This is a genomic window from Blautia sp. 1001283B150304_161114_C9 (assembly GCF_015668165.1).
Classification (GTDB): Bacteria; Bacillota; Clostridia; order Lachnospirales; family Lachnospiraceae; genus Blautia_A; species Blautia_A wexlerae.
This window is the reverse complement of record NZ_JADPGO010000018.1, coordinates 58,560-75,536: the sequence shown is the minus strand read 5'-3', so window position 1 is coordinate 75,536 and position 16,977 is coordinate 58,560. Positions and strand designations below refer to the sequence as shown.

Here is a 16,977-nt window from a genome sequence, read left to right as displayed (position 1 = left end):
CGAGGTAGATAGGGCAGAGGTGGAAGTGCAGCAATGCATGGAGCTGACTGTTACTAATCGGGTGAGGGCTTGACCAAGAATCGCAGGAAGAATGAATCTCAAGGAAATGTCAACATGTATGTAGTTTTGAAGGTACAATGAGAAACCAGCTAACAGTTAGCTGGTTTTTTTGTGTAAAAATGAATATACGGGTATACTTACCATAAGTATCTGATAAAAATAAGGATGGCCACTCTTTGGATGAATAATCTGTAGAGTGGCTTTTATGCTGTATATATATAAACATATAATAAAATTGCGGGAGCTGCAAAGTGCGGAGTAATTCGTGGGTATCAAGTTAGGGGAAAAATACCTTTTGATCCGAACATTATGTAATAGGAAGTAATATGAAAAAATCACAATAGAAAAAATATAACCTGAAAAAATCATTGGCAAGAGGAATCCAGCGGTGTGGCAATCAATCTGGAAATCCTGGATGCATCACAGAGTCAGCTGACGCAGAATGAACAGGTGAAAAACCTGATCGATAAAGGATGTGATGTGGTGTGTGTCAATCTGGTCGACCGTACAGATGAGGGGATTGAGGCTGTAAAGAATGAGGAAATGCTTGGAACGGTTTATAATGATAAAGAGGGGCAGGCGCGTGAAATGCTGAATCTTGCATTTGTAATCGCAACGGATGGAGATAAGAGTGATATTCCGTTGGTCGACGGAAAATATGTGCGCACGCCATATCATAAGCTTACGTTGGAAAATATAGAAGAGTCTGAGTAATTTCTCTGATTCGGTATTTATAGTAATTCTGTAAATAAAAAAGGCTGTTGTTAATGACAGCCTTTTTATTGAGCATTTCTGATTAAAGTGTCTGGATATAAGATAATAATTCAGCTTTCTCAGCTGCGCTTAATTTATTTCCTGCTGTAAATGCAGCGATGAAATCTTTGATGGCTCCGTTGTAAGAATCCTTTACAATCTCCTGGGCATAATTTTCATAGAATTTCTTTGAGGTGACAGATGGAATATAGATAGCTCTTTTTCCGCTCTTGTCAATATTCAAAAAGCCCTTCTGTGCCAGACGGGAAAGAAATGTGTTTACTGTCTGTTTCTTCCATGCTTTCTTTTCTTCCTCATTAAAGTGAACCATAATCTCAGAAAAAGTTGCAGGTGTTTCTCTGGTCCATAAATATTGTAAAATATAAAATTCTGTTGCGCTCATTGCATTTCGTACCATTATTATAAGTCCTCCTTATCAGTGTAGTGATGTGTACTCTGGGGGTTATTAAAATTTTTATTGCCAGGTAAATACTTTTGTTTCTGGTAATCGTGGATGTTCAACAGTCCGTTGAATGGAATGTCTCTGAACAGTTAACAGTAATTAAGAATAGTAGCGGAAAAGTACACATGGTACCATAAACAAACAGATGTGGAAAAGTTTTATCCGACATCTGTATGCTATTTTAATATAAAAGTATAAATATTACTAGACGTAGAAATAGACAAAAATGTAAGTGAAAAATAGGTTAATTTATCAATTACGGAGCCTTTATGTTAATAATTGCGAGAGCAGTACAGATACAAATTATACAGTAGCCTCTCGGATCATGCAATATTGTTTCAGATCAAAGTGAGGTTTTTCCACTATCCCGTATGTTTTAAATCCGAAGTGTTCATAAATAGGAACGTTATTGGGATTATGGGTTTCCAGAGAAATCAGCATCTTGTGTTTCTGGGCGTAATTTATCACTTCATCCATCAGAAGTTCTGCCAGCCCATGATGCTGGTGTCCGGGGTCTACCGCAAGGTAGATCACATGGAGACGTTCTGTCTGGTGAAGCTGATCAGTCCAGCTTGAGTTCAGGTAGTCTTTGCCCTGAATGAAATTCCAGAAGGTTTTCAGGCTTGGATCTTCTTTGATCAGCCATCCGTCAGTGGTAAGTGCAGCTCTGGCCTCTGTGAGACAGTAGTGCAGAAAATTGTAAGGTTCGCTTTCGTCAGAAACAACCAGGATACTGTTCAGTTCGCTGCTGTCAGAATAAATTTCGCATGTCTGAAAGAACTCCGTCAGATCGCAGGAAAAGAGCTCCGGCAGAAGTCTTTCTCTGGTGTCATCATCAGGAATCAGGGTATGATACAGCGGATCCTGTGCGAAACAGACCGTTAACAGTTTCTGTAATCGTGGTAAATCTTCTTCCTGTACTCTGTACAAATTATCACTTTCCATGGTATGTAGTAATCTCCTTATTTATTGCCGGGAACATTGCTGTTCCCGGGAGTGGTAATGTTTTTTAAAAAGACAGTAGATTATTATAGATGTTATCCAACATCGCAGACAGCTTATTAACGGAGGTGTTTAAGTAGCGGATATCATCCTTATAATAAGCCTTCTGTCTGCGCAGGGCAGCTTCCAGGCGACGGATCTCACTGTCGAGTTCCGGTATTTCTTCTTCCATGCGCTGCTTCAGTTTCTGCACGATCCCGTAGAGATTTTCGTGATGCATGATACGTCCGGCACCCCACATCAGGCGGTCTTTTGGCTGGTGAAGAATGTATTCGGTGAAGTGATAGTAAACTTCTTCATCGAAGAGAAATGCGTACATATTATTGTCTACTCGATAGAGGGCCTTCAATGCATCTGTAATATTTCCCTCGGATAAAGCCCGGCTGGCTTTTTCCAGCTGTCGGATATTTTTGGAGGCAGCTTCCTGTGGAAAAATTACTTCATCCTGCCAGTTGAGACGTACCAGATAGTCTTGTGCCTTGCGGAAAGTTTTCAGCAGCTCCAGTCCGGCATATTCCCATTTGTGGCGGAAAGCAATACGGGCGTCGGAGTCTGAAAGTGTGGCATATTCCGCATTAATCTGGCAGATTTTGTCATAAATATTTTCGGCAGAAGCGATAATTGTCTGCAGGTTTCTGAGCAGAACATTCTGCTCAGGATCAGCAAATGAGAGTGCATTTTCGTGGATACTTTCTGCGACTGCGTTCATGGTATTGCTGAAATTCATCGGTGGCAGGACAAGTCTGTCAATGGCCATGATCAGTTTCAGATAGCATTCATGATGAAACTGATAGACAGCTTCCTGGTAAACATCCTGATTATCATATTGGGAATGATAATAATTCTGCATGAAGGGCCCGGCGCTGAAATCATTGACTGTGGATGGGATACCTGCGATTGCCATGGAGAAATCATCAGACCATGTCTCGATGGGAGAGAGAACCGTGATCCCGTCAGGATATGCTTCCTTCGGGACAGTCAGGCTGTCTGTAAACTGTCTGATGAAATCTGCATATTCATAGGTACAGCGGATAGCATCCTGTGTATTGTGTGCGTGTGCAGGAAGTTCAAAATTCAGGTCTGCGATCACTTTACCCTGCCAGTCAGGATGTACGCGGAATACCTGATTGTAGGCTCCTGTAGACCAGTCGTATTTGGAATCAATGATTCCCCATTCCTCGGCAGCCATTGCGCAGAAAACGAGAGTGTGGGCAGGCTTATAGCCGCCCTTTACCAGTGAACGGGCAATGCCGAGCATCATGGCAACTGCCGCATTATCGTCCTGGAATCCATCGAAATAGGAATCATAGTGTGCAGACAGCAGGATCATAGAGTCTGTCTCAGTACCCTGTATTTTACCTGTGATATTGCCTGCTGTTGTGTCCGGAATGACTCTGGAACGGGCATCCAGTGATACTTTTAATGAGGATCTGCGTAATAAAGCAGCATCCTGTTCCAGAGTGTTATGGGTATCTTCTGAATCAGTGGTGTTGTCTTCGCAGGCGGAAATTTTATTTCGGAGAGAACGCTTCAGGATACGTGCATCTGCCTGAGACAGAGAGAATGCAGGTGCGAAATCAGGACCTGCGATATCCTGTGCATTCAGCGCAGACTCTGCGATTTCTCCGTAGCCGTTTGCCTGAACTGCGATCAGGGCAGCAGCGCCGCGCAGATAAGCCTGATAAACAGGGAAGCTGATCCACCATTCGTCTCGCTGGTTGATCTCAACCATAACCAGCTTTCCTTTTACGTTTATGCCTTCATAATCTGCAGCAGTTCCTTTTCCCAGATAAACGAGTTCGTAATCTTCAAATCCGTCTGTCTCGAAATTTGTCTGATATCCGCCCATCTGAAAGGTGTGTTCCTGCCCGTCATCATCTGTAAATTTCAGGACTGCCTTCTCGAATTCCCATCCGTCCAGTGAGAATGTATCTCTGGTTACATCGGTAAGTCCGATAGCTTTCATTTCCCTGTATAACATATCTCCTGTAGCTGTTTCAGCAGCGGAACCTGCAGTACGATAGCCCAGAACAGGGTTTGTTTTCTCTTTTTCCATGCGTCTGGCAAGCTGGTAGGACCAGTCTGTGTCAATGCAGGAAATACAGGAATCTTCAATGTTCAATGTAATCGCCTCTTTCCTGACAGTTTGTATAATATGATCAGATATGATCAGTGCCGGAAATGTCAGGGTACTGATCTGTCTGTAGTTTATGATTTTATACTGGAAATATTTTAGCATAGAACAGCAGCAGGAACAAGACAACAGTTGTTGAGAAAAAAGCTATTTTCTGTAAAGATGCTGATATTGAAAAGAAAAAATAACTTTGTTATACTTCACTTTATTGAGGTGAATAAATATGGAAGTATTGTTGGCAGGAAATACAGGATATGTAACAGAAACTTTTATAGAAGAATCATTTCCTGAATGTGATGTAGTTGTACTGGGAAATGAGATGCTGAAATCAAATCGAAACAAGAATATATTATCTCGTCCGTTCATAAAAGATGAGAAAGAACTGAAAGAGATTTTCGAAACATATGAGTTTGAAAGAATTGTTTATTTTTCTAATTATCTGACCATGCATGGAAGGATGACCGGAGAACTGGAACAACTGAGACAGATACTTCAGTTATGCAAAAAGAATAAGGAAATAAGAATGTTGTATCTGACCGGGCAGGAGAGCATTTATAATATTACAAGTGGAAAAACACTTCTGGTATCCGCAGCAGAAAATGTAGTTATGGAATATGGAAATATGTATCAGATAAACACCAAGATTCTGAGAATTCCTCATTTATATTCAGCGGTATACACCCAGGACTTTTTTTATAAGCTGTTTACAGAGGCAGAAGAAAGCGGAAAAATTGTTTTTGAGGAATCACCGGAACAAAATATTTATTTTCTATGTATGGATGATCTGGCAGAACTGCTTTATAAAGTATATGACAATTGGGGAAAAGAACGCTGTCTGAATGTTCCGGATTGTTTCAGGCAGAGTTTCAGTGATCTGGAAAAAGAAATCAGAAAGACAATTCCCGGTAAACTGGATATAAGATATCAGAACAGCGGTCAGATTTATAAGGTACAGCCGGATGATCAGATTATAAGACATGAATATGGGTGGTTTCCAAAGATATCTGTTTTTGAAGATATTCCCGGGATGTATCAGGAGTATAAAAAATTATCAGATTCAGATTCCGGACATTTTGCAAATATCAGGAATTGGATATCAAAAAATACTTTGCTGATCCACATTCTGGAATTAATCTCAGGATTTATTTTATTTGAATTTCTAAACAAATATACAGGAACTTATGCTCAGTTTAAAATGATTGACCTGAGACTTGTATTTATTGTATTTATGGGAAGTCTTTATGGAATTAATTATGGAATATCAGCAGCTGCGTTGGAAACTTGTTCTTTGATTGCAGCATACAGGCAGGAGAATGTAAACATATATACTTTGTTTTATGAGGCTTCTAACTGGATTCCATTTATTTTTTATTTTGCCGCAGGTGCTGTCTGTGGTTATATAAGGCTGAAGAATAAAGAGGATATAGAATTTGTAACAAAAGAAAACCGACTGATTAAGGAAAAATTTTTCTTTATGCAGGAAATGTATCAGGAGACGCTTCAGGATAAAAGACAATATAAGAAGCAGATTCTCGGAAGCAGGGACAGCTTTGGAAAAATTTTTGATATAACAAGAAAGCTGGATGTGATACAGCCTCAGAAACTGTTTATGGAAACCATAAGGGTAATGGAAGATGTTCTGGAAAATCATACAATTGTACTTTATTCACTTGATTCATGGAAACGTTTTGGAAGGATGGAAATGTCATCACCTGAAATTCGCAGAAAAATGCCGAATTCTATAAGGATTGAAGAGTATCAGAATGCGATAGAAACGCTGGAAAAGGGTGAGGTCTGGAGAAACAGGGAACTGCTTGCCGGATATCCGGCATATATTGCAGGGATAAAGAGAAATGAAGAACTTGTAATGCTGGTATTTATCCAGGATGCAGCCAGTAATCAGATGACATTGTATTATCTGAATCTTATCAAAATTTTATGCGGTCTGGTAGAAGTCTCTCTGCTGCGTGCACTGGAATATCAGGAAGCAGTCAGAGACAGGGAATATCTGGAAGGAACTCATATATTAAAAACAGAGTATTTTATGGAAAGGCTGAAGTTATTTCATTCCATAAAAGAACAGAAAATAGGATCATATGCTCTGCTGCAGATTGAAAATCCGGAAATGACACTGGAGGAAACAGACAGGATATTAAAAAATAAAATCAGAGAGAATGACATACTGGGAACATCGGAGGATGGACAACTCTATCTGATACTGTCACAGGTGGATGATGCCATGTTACCGATAGTAATTGAAAGGCTCGAAAAGAACGGACTTCATTGCAGAGTGATTGACACCCGTAACGAAAGCAGGGTAGCTGAAGAATGATACAGAATATAACAGGGGTTGTTTTTATTATATTCCATATTATCTGTTGTGTTTTAGTATGGACAGGAATAAACTCCCATTTACTGAAGGTGAAGAGGTATCTCATATTACCTGTGATCTTTGTACCGGTATGGGGTATGATCTGTGTATTGCTTCTGCATTTCCAGATATTTTTTCACCAGGATAAAAAGCGTGAAATCGGAATAGAAAAAATGAAGATCAATGAAGAAATTTACAGAAGCATTATAGCACCGAAAGAAGAAAGTGACAGAAATATTGTGCCACTGGAGGAAGTGCTTCTTATTGATGAGGCCGCTATGAGGCGTGATCTGATTATGAATGTATTGAATAATGATCCGGAGAATTACATCGATATGCTTAAACAGGCAAGGATGAATGACGATGTAGAGGTTGTGCATTATGCGATCACAGGAATGGTAGAGCTGTCTAAGGAATATGAAAGCAGACTGCAGAAGATAGAATACAGATATGCAAAAGAACCGGAAAATCAACAGCTTATTTCAGAGTACTGTGATTTTCTTCAGGAGTATTTATCTCAGGGACTTCTGGAAGGACAGATGGAACTGGTGCAAAGAAATCAATATATAAAACTTCTGAAGAAAAAACTGAAATTTAAAGAAGATCTTCATACATATGTATGTCTGACTGAGAATCAAATGCAGATGAAGGAGTATGAACAGGTTCTTAAAAGTCTGGAAAGAATGGATAAGAAGTGGCACAGAAATGAAGAATACTGGATACTCAGGATCAGATATTACGTAGAACTGAAACAGGGAAAAGAATTAAAGGAAACATTAGAGCAGATTCAGCAGGAGCATATTTACCTGTCGGCGAAAGGAAAGGAGGCATTGGCTTTTTGGCAGGAATGATAAAATATTTACAGTCTTTTCGATTTAAGGGTCTGACTGTTATTCTGGGAGTTTTTCTGGCAATTAGTGTGGTGCTTTGGACAGAGCGTTCAGGAATTCAATATCAGGCAGATGTTAAGAAGAATGCATATCTGGACAGGAATACGGTTGTAACTGAAACACAGGCAGTCAAAAATATTGAGAGCAGTTGTCTGGTGCTGATGGACAGCAGTCAGGCAGACAGTGTGGAAGCATGGGAACAATTTGAAAGAATTTTCATGGATATGAAAACAGGAGCGGATATGATAGATGTCAGAAAAAATGAAGTTCCTGATTTTTCAGGTTATGAAACAATAGTAGTACTGATGTCGGATCTGAATCCGTTAAAGGATACAGTTATAAAGATTGGAAACTGGGTAGAAAGTGGAGGTAGTGTTCTTTTTGCGTTAACACTTCAGAAGGATACATATGTTTCGATCATTGAGCAGAAATTGGGAATTACAGACTCTGATTATGGAAATGTTCTGGTAGATAAAATCTATATTGATGATGATTTCATGATTGGAGGGGGAAGATCTTACCAGATTCCGGACGCATATGATTCAGCATGGGAAGTAAGTGTTGGAGAAACAGCGAAGGTTTATGCATGGGCAGATGATGAAAAGAAGGTTCCGCTTATCTGGGAAAATAGTTATGGAAAAGGTAAATTTGTAGTTGACAATTTTGGATTATGTGAAAAAGCCACAAGAGGATTCTTTGCGGCATCCTATAGCCTGCTGACAGATGTGATGGTCTACCCGGTGCTTAATGGATCTGTATTTTATCTGGATGATTTTCCATCTCCTGTGCCGAGTGGAGATGGAACATATATCAAACGTGATTATGGTCTCAGCATCAAAGAGTTTTATACAAATATCTGGTGGCCGGATATGCTGGATATGGCAGAGGAACACGGTGTGAAATATACAGGTGTTATTATTGATAATTATGAGGATGATGTGTCCGGAGATGTTGTGGAACAGGAAGATGTGCAGAGATTTCAGTATTTTGGGAATATGCTGCTTCATCAGGGAGGAGAACTGGGATATCATGGGTATAATCATCAGCCATTGAGCCTGTCAAATGTGGATTATGCAAATATCCTTCCATATAAAACATGGGAGAGCTATGATGCAATGAAAAAAGCCATGGCGGAGCTGATACGGTTTGGAAAAGAGATGTTTCCGGGGACAGAATTGTCTGTTTATGTACCGCCGTCTAATGTGCTGTCAGATGAAGGGCGGGAAATGATCGTAAAAGAATTTCCGGAGATACGTACAATTGCAAGTAATTATTTTGTCGGAGATATGGCATATACACAGGAGTTTGAAGCCGCAGAAGATGGAATTGTGGAACAGCCCCGTATTATTTCCGGTGCAGTGATTGATGATTATATGGAACTTGCGGCTGTATCTGAACTGAATATGCATTTTGTCAATACACATTTTATGCATCCGGATGATCTGTTGGACGAAGACAGAGGTGCCAGACTGGGATGGAAGAAACTGAAAAAACGGCTGGATGAATATATGGATTGGCTGTATACTTCAGCTCCATGTCTGAGAAATCTTACTGCTTCCGAACTATCAGGCGCAATACAGCGGTATGGGGCGCTGGTGATCGATAAGGATATATCAGATCAGGAACTTAGTCTTAAATTGGATAATTTTTATGATGAAGCTTATATTATGATAAGAATGAATGAAGGGACTCCGGGTAATATAGAAGGTGGAGAACTGACGCATATTACCGGAAATCTCTATCTGCTTCGGGCAAAAGAGAAATCAGTGAAAATAGAAATAAGGTGAGAGAATTGAGAATCTGTCTGGTTTTAGAAGGCTGTTATCCGTATGTGCATGGTGGAGTTTCGACATGGATGCATCAGTATATCACTGTTATGAAAGAGCATGAGTTTGTACTGTGGGTGATAGGAGCACATGCATGTGACCGTGGAAAATTTGTCTATGAACTGCCGGATAATGTGGTGGAAGTCCATGAGGTATTTCTGGATGATGCATTAAAACTGAAGGAACATGGAAATCAAAAAGGACAGCTGCACAGAATCAATCGTTTTTCGGAAGAAGAAACAAAGAGTCTAAGAGAATTGATGGAATGCAGTCATCCTGACTGGGAAGTATTGTTTCATTTATATCACGACCGGAAAATGAATCCGATGTCATTTCTGAAAAGTGAGCAGTTTTTAAATATATTAACAGAGAGCTGTCTGGAAAAATATCCGTATATTGCATTTGCGGATGCGTTTCATACAATGCGTTCCATGCTGCTTCCGGTTTTATATCTTCTGGGTTCAGAGGTTCCTCTGGCAGATACCTATCATGCCATTTCAACAGGATATGGGGGACTTCTTGCCTGCCTTGGAGGATATGTTTACAGGAGACCGGTATTACTTACAGAGCATGGGATATACACAAGAGAAAGAGAGGAAGAGATCATCAGGGCAAAATGGGTAATCCCATCATTTAAAAAACAGTGGATTTCTTTCTTTTATATGTTATCAGAAGCAATTTATAAAAGGGCTTTTCGGGTAACCAGTTTATTTACGAATGCGATGCTTACGCAAATACAGATTGGCTGTGATGCAGAGAAATGCAGAGTAATTGAAAATGGTATTAATTATGACAGGTTGTCACAGATTCCTCTGAAAGAGGAAGATGGATGGGTAGACATAGGTGCGGTAGTCCGTCTCGCACCCATTAAAGATATAAAGACTATGATATATGCATTTTATGAACTCTCATCCAGAATGGAGAATGTGAGACTTCATATTCTGGGAGGGGTAGATGACGAGGAATATGCAGATGAGTGTTATGCACTGGTGAAACAGCTGGATATCAAAAATCTTGTTTTTACAGGAAGGGTAGATATTGTACAGTATATGAGAAAACTGGATTTTACGATCCTTACCAGTATATCAGAAGGACAGCCATTATCCGTGTTGGAGTCATTTGCAGCCAGACGCCCATGTGTAACCACTGATGTAGGATGTTGCCGGGAACTTCTGAATGGGAAAGAAGGAGATGATTTTGGATGTGCCGGTTATTGCGTTCCGCCTATGTACAGGGATGGACTTGCTGCCGCTATGGAAAAAATGTGTGAATCCAGGAGAAGACGGATCAGAATGGGAAAAAGCGGACAGGCAAGAACTAAGGCATATTACAGGCATGAGCGCATGATCAGTGAATACAGAAAACTTTACAGGGAGGTGGAGGAAGCATATGGCAGGGATTGGATTTGAACTCAAAAAACTGTTCAGCAGAAGAGGGCTGTTTGCTTCTTTCCGCGCCTATGGATATGCAGGGATTATCTGTACCGGTCCCATGTTGCTTGGTATCGTACTTCTGCTGGGGGTTATGTTTTTGTGTGACAGGACAGGCGCTCCGAAACAGAGCAGAGAATTACTGGTCTGCATGATCACATATACACTTCTTGCATCATTGACGGTAACCAGTTTCTTGTCAATGGTAGTAACAAGATTTATTGCAGATATGCTTTATGAAGAAAAAAATGAGGCTGTTCTGTCATCTTTCTGGGGTTCGACAGGCTTAATGCTTATTGCAGGAGGAATTATATATGGGATTTTTCTGATATTTTCCGGAGTTGGGCTTATAGATAAGTTTTTATGTTTTGAGTTGTTTGGAGAACTGATCGTTACATGGAATGCGATGAGTTATCTTACTGCAATTAAAGATTACAGAGGAATTATGTTATCCTTTCTTGCTGCGATCGCTGTTACTTTTCTTTCGGGAGCTTTATTGCTGTTTCTGGGAATTTCCCATGTGGAAGCATTGATGGCTGCGGTATGCATTGGATATGGGATCATGCTTTTATGGGATGTTGTTTTACTGTATGAGTATTTTCCACAAAGTGATATCAGTGCATTCTTATTTTTAAGGTGGGCAGATGAGTTTCTGCCGCTGGCATTTACAGGACTCTGCATTAATATCGGGCTGTTTGCTCACCTTGTGATTATGTGGGCCGGACCGCTGGGGAAACAGGTAAAAGGACTTTTTTATGGGGCACCGTCTCATGACGTACCGGCATTGATTGCATTTCTGACAATTCTGATCACCACTGTAAATTTTGTGGTTTCTGTAGAAGTTAATTTTTATCCGAAATACAGGAATTATTACAGTTTATTCAATGATGGGGGAACCATTAAGGATATTATGCAGGCCGGTACAGAAATGCTGGATGTACTGAACAGAGAATTGAAATATACCGCTTTGAAGCAGTTACTGACTACTGCACTGGCGATTTCAGTGGGTGAGAGTCTTTTGAAGTACCTTCCTTTGGGATTTAATGATCTGATGTATGGATATTTCCGGACACTTTGTGTTGGGTACGGCATTTATGCAGTTGCAAATACGATGCTTCTGCTTCTTTTATATTTTACAGATTACAGGGGAGCGTTGGCTGCTTCTGTAATTTTTGCCGTGGGAACTTCTGTGTTTACTGTGATTTCATTGTTTTGTCCGCAGGTATATTATGGCTTTGGGTTTCTGGCAGGATGTGTACTGTTTTATTTTATAGTTATGATCCGTCTGGAACGTTATACCAGACGTCTGCCATATTATATTCTCAGCATACAGCCGGTGGTAGCAGAAGACAAATCGGGGGTATTTACCAGAATCGGATGTTTTATGGATGAGAAACTGGAAAGGAGAACGAACGTTGACAGGAATTAAAAAAATAAATCTGATAAGTGCAGTATTAGTCAGCCTTTCTCTCTGTGGAGGCTGCACTCTGGAAAAAGCGGGAAACTCTTCGCAGGATCAGGCAGTACAGGAAGATAACGAAACAGAACAGGTAAAGACAGAAAAAGCAGAGAAAGAAGAAATCAATGAGATGCATTTAAGAGATAAGGATTCTTTGTATGAAAATGCTGATGATACCAGTGTTGTTACCATGTATCTTACTGTATCTAAGGGAAATTCATCCGAAAATACATATCATACATGGAAGGAAATCAACAGCTATTCTGTTTATGACTACGAAGATATGGGAGTGGAGAGATATCAGGTGGCAGGACTTTTACAGGTGGGAGATGAGAATGGACCGATAGAAGGGGAAGTCGGATATGGAGAAAGCGTGCCTAATGCAACTGTTCAGATCAGAGGCCAGACATCCAGCCAGAATGCACAAAAAAATTATAAAATTGAGTTAAAAAAGAATAAAGGAACGTGGAGAGGACAGAGAACCATTAACCTGAATAAACATATGACAGAAGGAATGCGCTTTCGAAATAAGCTGGCATATGATCTGATTAGGGGAATTCCTCAGATGGTTGGTTTACGTACACAGTTTGTGCATTTGTATGTAAAGGATAATACAGAAGAATCAGATGGAAAATTTGAGGATTATGGAATTTATACACAGGTTGAACAACTGAATAAGACAGCATTAAAGAGTCATGGACTGGATTCAAACGGACAATTGTATAAGATTAATTCTTTTGAATTCTATCGTTACGAAGATATTATAAAAAAAGAAGATGATGCAGGATATGATAAAACAGCCTTTGAAAAAATGCTGGAAATAAAAGGGGATTCAGATCATACCAAATTGATCGATATGCTGACAGATCTGAATGATTACTCTATAGGGATTGAAGATGTACTGAAAGAACATTTTGATGAAGAAAATATTGTTTACTGGATGGCATTTCAGATTCTGATGGGAAACGTAGACACACAGAACAGAAATGTTTATTTATACAGTCCTCTGAATTCAGATATCTGGTACTTTATTGCCTGGGATAACGATGGCTGTCTGATGAGATCGGAATATGAATTAAAGAATTTTTCGGATCAGGGCAGTTGGGAAAAGGGAATCAGTAATTACTGGGGAAATGTTCTGTTTCAAAGGTGTCTGAAGTCACGGTCTTTCCGGGAAAAATTAAATGATGCCATTCTGGAACTGAGGGAATATCTGAACAAAGATATGCTCATATCAAAGATAGAGAGCTATAAGAACGTACTGAAGCCCTATTTATATTCGATGCCTGATGCAGAGTATGAACCGCTTACATCTGAACAATACGATCAGATTGTAGCATCACTTCCTGATGAGATAGAGAAGAACTATAAGTTATATCTGGAAAGCCTGGAAACACCAATGCCATTTTATATAGGTGTTCCGACAATAGACGGTAATAAGTTGAAATTTAACTGGGATGTATCTTATGATCTGGACGCAGAGGACATTACGTATTCTGTGGAGGTTGCGCGAGATTATCTGTTTCAGGATGTAATCTATCACAATACAACCCTGACTGTTCCGGAAACTGAGATGGACCTTCCGGAAGCAGGACAGTACTTTGTGAGAATAAGAGCAACAAATACATCTGGAAAAACGCAGGATGCATTTGATTATTATGTAACAGACGAAGGAAAGCATTATGGTATGAAGTGCTTTTACATAACAGAAGATAGTACGGTAGAGGAAGACAATTATGAAGAAGGCTGACAGGAAGAAAGAACATTTTCGTAATGAATGGAAATATCTTATCAGTACCAGTGAGAAAGAAGTCCTGAATCTTCGGATGAAGCCACTTATGAAACTGGATCCTCATGCAGAAAATGGAGGATATCTGATACGGAGCCTGTATTTTGATGATTACTGGAACAGTGCATATGAAGAAAAGGAAAGCGGCGTTCTTATGAGGAAGAAATACAGGATACGAATTTATAATTATAGTGCTGAAAGTATCAAGCTGGAGAGAAAAAAGAAGTTCGGCAGTTATATTTATAAAGAAGATGCCCCGCTGACAAAAGATGAGGTGCAAAAAATTCTTTCCGGCGAGTATGAATTTCTTCTGAAAAGTCCGTATAATCTTTGCAGGGAATTTTACATAGAATGTATGAGTAATATGATGCGGCCGAGAACAATCGTAGATTATGAGAGAGAACCATGGATCATGGATGAGGGAACAGTCAGGATCACATTTGATACAGATGTCAGAGCTGCTGTTGGAAGCTATGATATTTTCGACAGTACGCTTCCGGCTTTATCTGTACTGGAACCGGGAAAACTGATCATGGAAGTGAAATTTACAGAGCTGCTGCCTCAGATTCTGAGAAATCTTCTGCCGCCGCAGGCAGCAGAATTTACAGCAGTTTCCAAATATGTACTGTGTTATGAAAAAACGCGGTACATGAATGGATTTGAGTATTGGTATGATACACAGGGGAGGATGATAAGATGAGTGTACAGGACATGATAAAAAAATCTGTACTGGAATCAGGAATGTTCAGTCAGTATGATATACCTAAGATATTGGCTGCTCTGGCAGTGGCTTTGATTTTGGGAAGTGTGATTTATCTGGTTTATCAGAAATTTTATGTTGGAGTTATTTTCTCCAGAAGTTTTGCAGTTACACTTGTGGGAATGACAGTGCTTACCTGTATGGTAACACTTGCGATCAGCAGCAATATTGTGATTTCTCTTGGTATGGTTGGTGCATTGTCTATTGTACGTTTTCGTACAGCAATTAAAGATCCGATGGATCTTCTGTATCTGTTCTGGGCAATCACATCGGGGATTACAGCCGGTGCAGGTATGTATGCATTAACTCTGTTGACAGCTGTGATTATCATTCTGATGATCACCCTGTTTTATCACAAACAACAAAATGGCAGAATTTATATTGCAGTGATTCATTATCATGGAACTCAGGCGGGAGATGAAATTATCCGCTGTTTTGGAAAAAGAAAATATTTCGTAAAATCAAAAACTATGCGCAATGAAAAAACAGAAATGGCAGTGGAAATATATTGCAGACAGAATGATATGGAGTTTATGGAAAAAATCCGGGATATCGGTGGAGTGGAAGATGTTACATTGATTCAGTATAATGGAGAATATCATGGCTAAAAGTCAGAAACGATATCTGGTTCTGTTGGGTTTTGGACTTTTAGTTATTATAGCAGCAGGAGTATGGATGGTATTTGGAAGAAAAACTCAGATATATGAAAAAACAGAAGAAATTTTTGGAAATCCATTAATGGGATATGCACCTTGTGCCTGGGAAGAAACAGTAGGAGAGGATATATCTTTACTGTATATGGATATTACCTGGGCTGAACTGGAACCGGCGGAAGGAAAATATGACTGGGAGAAAATCGAAAGAGAAAATCAGACTGACAGATGGAGAGAAGAAGGGAAACACCTGGTACTGAGGTTTGTGTGTGATATTCCCGGGGAGGAAAAGCATATGGACATTCCACAATGGCTATATGACAAAACTGATCATGCGGGAACCTGGTATGATATGGAGTATGGAAAGGGATATGCTCCTGATTATAATAATGAACAGATGATACAATATCACAAAAGGGCAGTTAATGCACTTGGAGAGCATTTTGGCAGAGATGGACTGGTCAGTTATATCGAACTTGGAAGTCTGGGGCACTGGGGAGAATGGCATGTAAATATTTCCGCAGGAATACAGAGTCTGCCGGAAGAATCTGTAAGAGAACGTTATATGATTCCATGGACAGAGGCCTTCCCTGATTCCATGATACTGATGAGAAGACCTTTTAGTGAGGGAGAACATTATGGAACAGGTCTCTACAACGATATGACCGGACAGCCAGAGAGCACAGAGGAATGGTTTCGCTGGATTAATGAAGGCGGTGAGTTTGACCAGACTCATGAGAAAAAAGGGTTATCCGCAATGAAAGATTTCTGGAAAAAGTTTCCTTCCGGAGGTGAGTTTACAAGTTCAATTACAATGAAAGATTTGCTTGACACAAATCTGGATCAGACAATAAATCTGATAAAGAAAGCACATACTACTTTTCTTGGACCGAAAATAGCGGATAAAACTTATGAAAATGGTTATAGGAAAGTTTTAGGAAGCATGGGATATCGTTTGTGGATTTCGCAAGCAAGCCTTATTCAGATGCCGGGTTATGTCAGCCTGAATCTTAAATGGAAGAATGATGGAGTTGCACCATTTTATGAAGACTGGCCTGTATGGGTTCTGGTAGAAGATGAGGATGGAAATAGTCTTGAAAAAGAAGCGGTTGACATTTCGTTAAAATCACTTCTGCCGGAAGAAACTTTACAGACAAAAACAAGAATGCAGGTAAAAAAGCTGATCTCACTGGCCGGAAAGAAATATAAGATCAGTATAGGTATTGAAGATCCGATGACTGGGAAATTAGCTGTTCGATTTTCAATGAAAGGAACTTATAATGAAGGGAAAAATTATCTTTTTCAGTAAACTGAAAGAGTTACGTTTTGATATTTAGAAACTAAAATTACCTTATTTAATTACTATAAATGAGCAAATTTGAAAAAA

General features: G+C 39.7%; 13 protein-coding genes. 10 read left to right on the top strand and 3 right to left on the bottom strand.

Translation table 11 applies throughout. The features are described from left to right. Positions 1 to 450 precede the first annotated feature (450 nt). On the top strand, positions 451 to 774 hold the full coding sequence (locus I4V44_RS10730) for a hypothetical protein (RefSeq protein WP_196002700.1): 324 nt from the start codon (positions 451 to 453) through the stop codon (positions 772 to 774). 82 nt (positions 775 to 856) lie between these two features. Here the strand turns inward: I4V44_RS10730 and I4V44_RS10725 are convergent, their stop codons facing one another. The 3 genes from I4V44_RS10725 to I4V44_RS10715 all read right to left on the bottom strand — a co-directional run bounded on the left by I4V44_RS10725 (position 857) and on the right by I4V44_RS10715 (position 4,334). Continuing rightward, on the bottom strand, positions 857 to 1,231 hold the full coding sequence (locus tag I4V44_RS10725; RefSeq protein WP_008707184.1) for a BlaI/MecI/CopY family transcriptional regulator: 375 nt from the start codon (positions 1,229 to 1,231) through the stop codon (positions 857 to 859). A gap of 348 nt (positions 1,232 to 1,579) precedes the next feature. Next, positions 1,580 to 2,221 (bottom strand): GNAT family N-acetyltransferase, encoded by a 642-nt coding sequence (locus I4V44_RS10720; protein WP_025580832.1) that lies wholly within the window; start codon positions 2,219 to 2,221, stop codon positions 1,580 to 1,582. 64 nt (positions 2,222 to 2,285) lie between these two features. After that, positions 2,286 to 4,334, bottom strand: coding sequence for a M28 family peptidase (locus I4V44_RS10715; protein ID WP_196002702.1), 2,049 nt, complete (start codon positions 4,332 to 4,334; stop codon positions 2,286 to 2,288). Positions 4,335 to 4,635: 301 nt separating this feature from the next. Between I4V44_RS10715 and I4V44_RS10710 the strand changes: the two genes are divergently transcribed. Genes I4V44_RS10710 through I4V44_RS10670 form a run of 9 tightly spaced genes read left to right on the top strand, consistent with a single transcriptional unit; the run spans position 4,636 to position 16,899 of the window. Beyond that, positions 4,636 to 6,744, top strand: a complete 2,109-nt coding sequence (locus I4V44_RS10710; protein ID WP_196002699.1) for an NAD(P)-dependent oxidoreductase — start codon at positions 4,636 to 4,638, stop codon at positions 6,742 to 6,744. Beyond that, positions 6,741 to 7,634, top strand: a complete 894-nt coding sequence (locus I4V44_RS10705) for a hypothetical protein (protein ID WP_196002698.1) — start codon at positions 6,741 to 6,743, stop codon at positions 7,632 to 7,634. Before I4V44_RS10710 ends, I4V44_RS10705 begins: the two co-directional genes overlap by 4 nt. After that, on the top strand, positions 7,631 to 9,460 hold the full coding sequence (locus tag I4V44_RS10700; protein ID WP_196002701.1) for a DUF2194 domain-containing protein: 1,830 nt from the start codon (positions 7,631 to 7,633) through the stop codon (positions 9,458 to 9,460). The genes I4V44_RS10705 and I4V44_RS10700 overlap by 4 nt, the downstream gene beginning before the upstream one ends. Beyond that, positions 9,457 to 10,908 carry a GT4 family glycosyltransferase PelF gene (gene pelF, locus I4V44_RS10695; protein ID WP_330609294.1) on the top strand — a complete coding sequence of 484 codons (1,452 nt, stop codon included), beginning with the start codon at positions 9,457 to 9,459 and terminating at the stop codon, positions 10,906 to 10,908. The genes I4V44_RS10700 and pelF overlap by 4 nt, the downstream gene beginning before the upstream one ends. Beyond that, complete coding sequence (gene pelG, locus I4V44_RS10690) at positions 10,889 to 12,358, top strand: exopolysaccharide Pel transporter PelG (protein ID WP_196002697.1); 1,470 nt, start codon at positions 10,889 to 10,891, stop codon at positions 12,356 to 12,358. The genes pelF and pelG overlap by 20 nt, the downstream gene beginning before the upstream one ends. Next, the gene (locus I4V44_RS10685; RefSeq protein WP_173742115.1) at positions 12,318 to 14,138 is read left to right on the top strand and encodes a CotH kinase family protein; all 1,821 of its coding nucleotides are present in this window, start codon (positions 12,318 to 12,320) and stop codon (positions 14,136 to 14,138) included. Before pelG ends, I4V44_RS10685 begins: the two co-directional genes overlap by 41 nt. After that, the gene (locus tag I4V44_RS10680) at positions 14,125 to 14,877 is read left to right on the top strand and encodes a polyphosphate polymerase domain-containing protein (protein ID WP_196002696.1); all 753 of its coding nucleotides are present in this window, start codon (positions 14,125 to 14,127) and stop codon (positions 14,875 to 14,877) included. Before I4V44_RS10685 ends, I4V44_RS10680 begins: the two co-directional genes overlap by 14 nt. Beyond that, positions 14,874 to 15,545 carry a DUF4956 domain-containing protein gene (locus I4V44_RS10675; RefSeq protein WP_118569890.1) on the top strand — a complete coding sequence of 224 codons (672 nt, stop codon included), beginning with the start codon at positions 14,874 to 14,876 and terminating at the stop codon, positions 15,543 to 15,545. The genes I4V44_RS10680 and I4V44_RS10675 overlap by 4 nt, the downstream gene beginning before the upstream one ends. Continuing rightward, positions 15,538 to 16,899: a DUF4832 domain-containing protein gene (locus I4V44_RS10670; protein ID WP_243280266.1), complete on the top strand. Its 1,362-nt coding sequence runs from the start codon at positions 15,538 to 15,540 to the stop codon at positions 16,897 to 16,899. Before I4V44_RS10675 ends, I4V44_RS10670 begins: the two co-directional genes overlap by 8 nt. The last annotated feature ends 78 nt before the right edge of the window (positions 16,900 to 16,977 follow it).

What these genes read in the sequence shown, in the direction of transcription:
- I4V44_RS10685 (WP_173742115.1), top strand. Translation starts at nt 12,318, where the DNA reads ATGAGAAACTGGAAAGGAGAACGAACGTTGACAGGAATTAAAAAAATA.
- I4V44_RS10725 (WP_008707184.1), bottom strand. Translation starts at nt 1,231, where the DNA reads ATGGTACGAAATGCAATGAGCGCAACAGAATTTTATATTTTACAATAT.
- I4V44_RS10710 (WP_196002699.1), top strand. Translation starts at nt 4,636, where the DNA reads ATGGAAGTATTGTTGGCAGGAAATACAGGATATGTAACAGAAACTTTT.
- I4V44_RS10675 (WP_118569890.1), top strand. Translation starts at nt 14,874, where the DNA reads ATGAGTGTACAGGACATGATAAAAAAATCTGTACTGGAATCAGGAATG.
- I4V44_RS10720 (WP_025580832.1), bottom strand. Translation starts at nt 2,221, where the DNA reads ATGGAAAGTGATAATTTGTACAGAGTACAGGAAGAAGATTTACCACGA.
- I4V44_RS10700 (WP_196002701.1), top strand. Translation starts at nt 7,631, where the DNA reads ATGATAAAATATTTACAGTCTTTTCGATTTAAGGGTCTGACTGTTATT.
- I4V44_RS10670 (WP_243280266.1), top strand. Translation starts at nt 15,538, where the DNA reads ATGGCTAAAAGTCAGAAACGATATCTGGTTCTGTTGGGTTTTGGACTT.
- I4V44_RS10715 (WP_196002702.1), bottom strand. Translation starts at nt 4,334, where the DNA reads ATGGAAAAAGAGAAAACAAACCCTGTTCTGGGCTATCGTACTGCAGGT.
- pelG (WP_196002697.1), top strand. Translation starts at nt 10,889, where the DNA reads ATGGCAGGGATTGGATTTGAACTCAAAAAACTGTTCAGCAGAAGAGGG.
- I4V44_RS10705 (WP_196002698.1), top strand. Translation starts at nt 6,741, where the DNA reads ATGATACAGAATATAACAGGGGTTGTTTTTATTATATTCCATATTATC.
- I4V44_RS10680 (WP_196002696.1), top strand. Translation starts at nt 14,125, where the DNA reads ATGAAGAAGGCTGACAGGAAGAAAGAACATTTTCGTAATGAATGGAAA.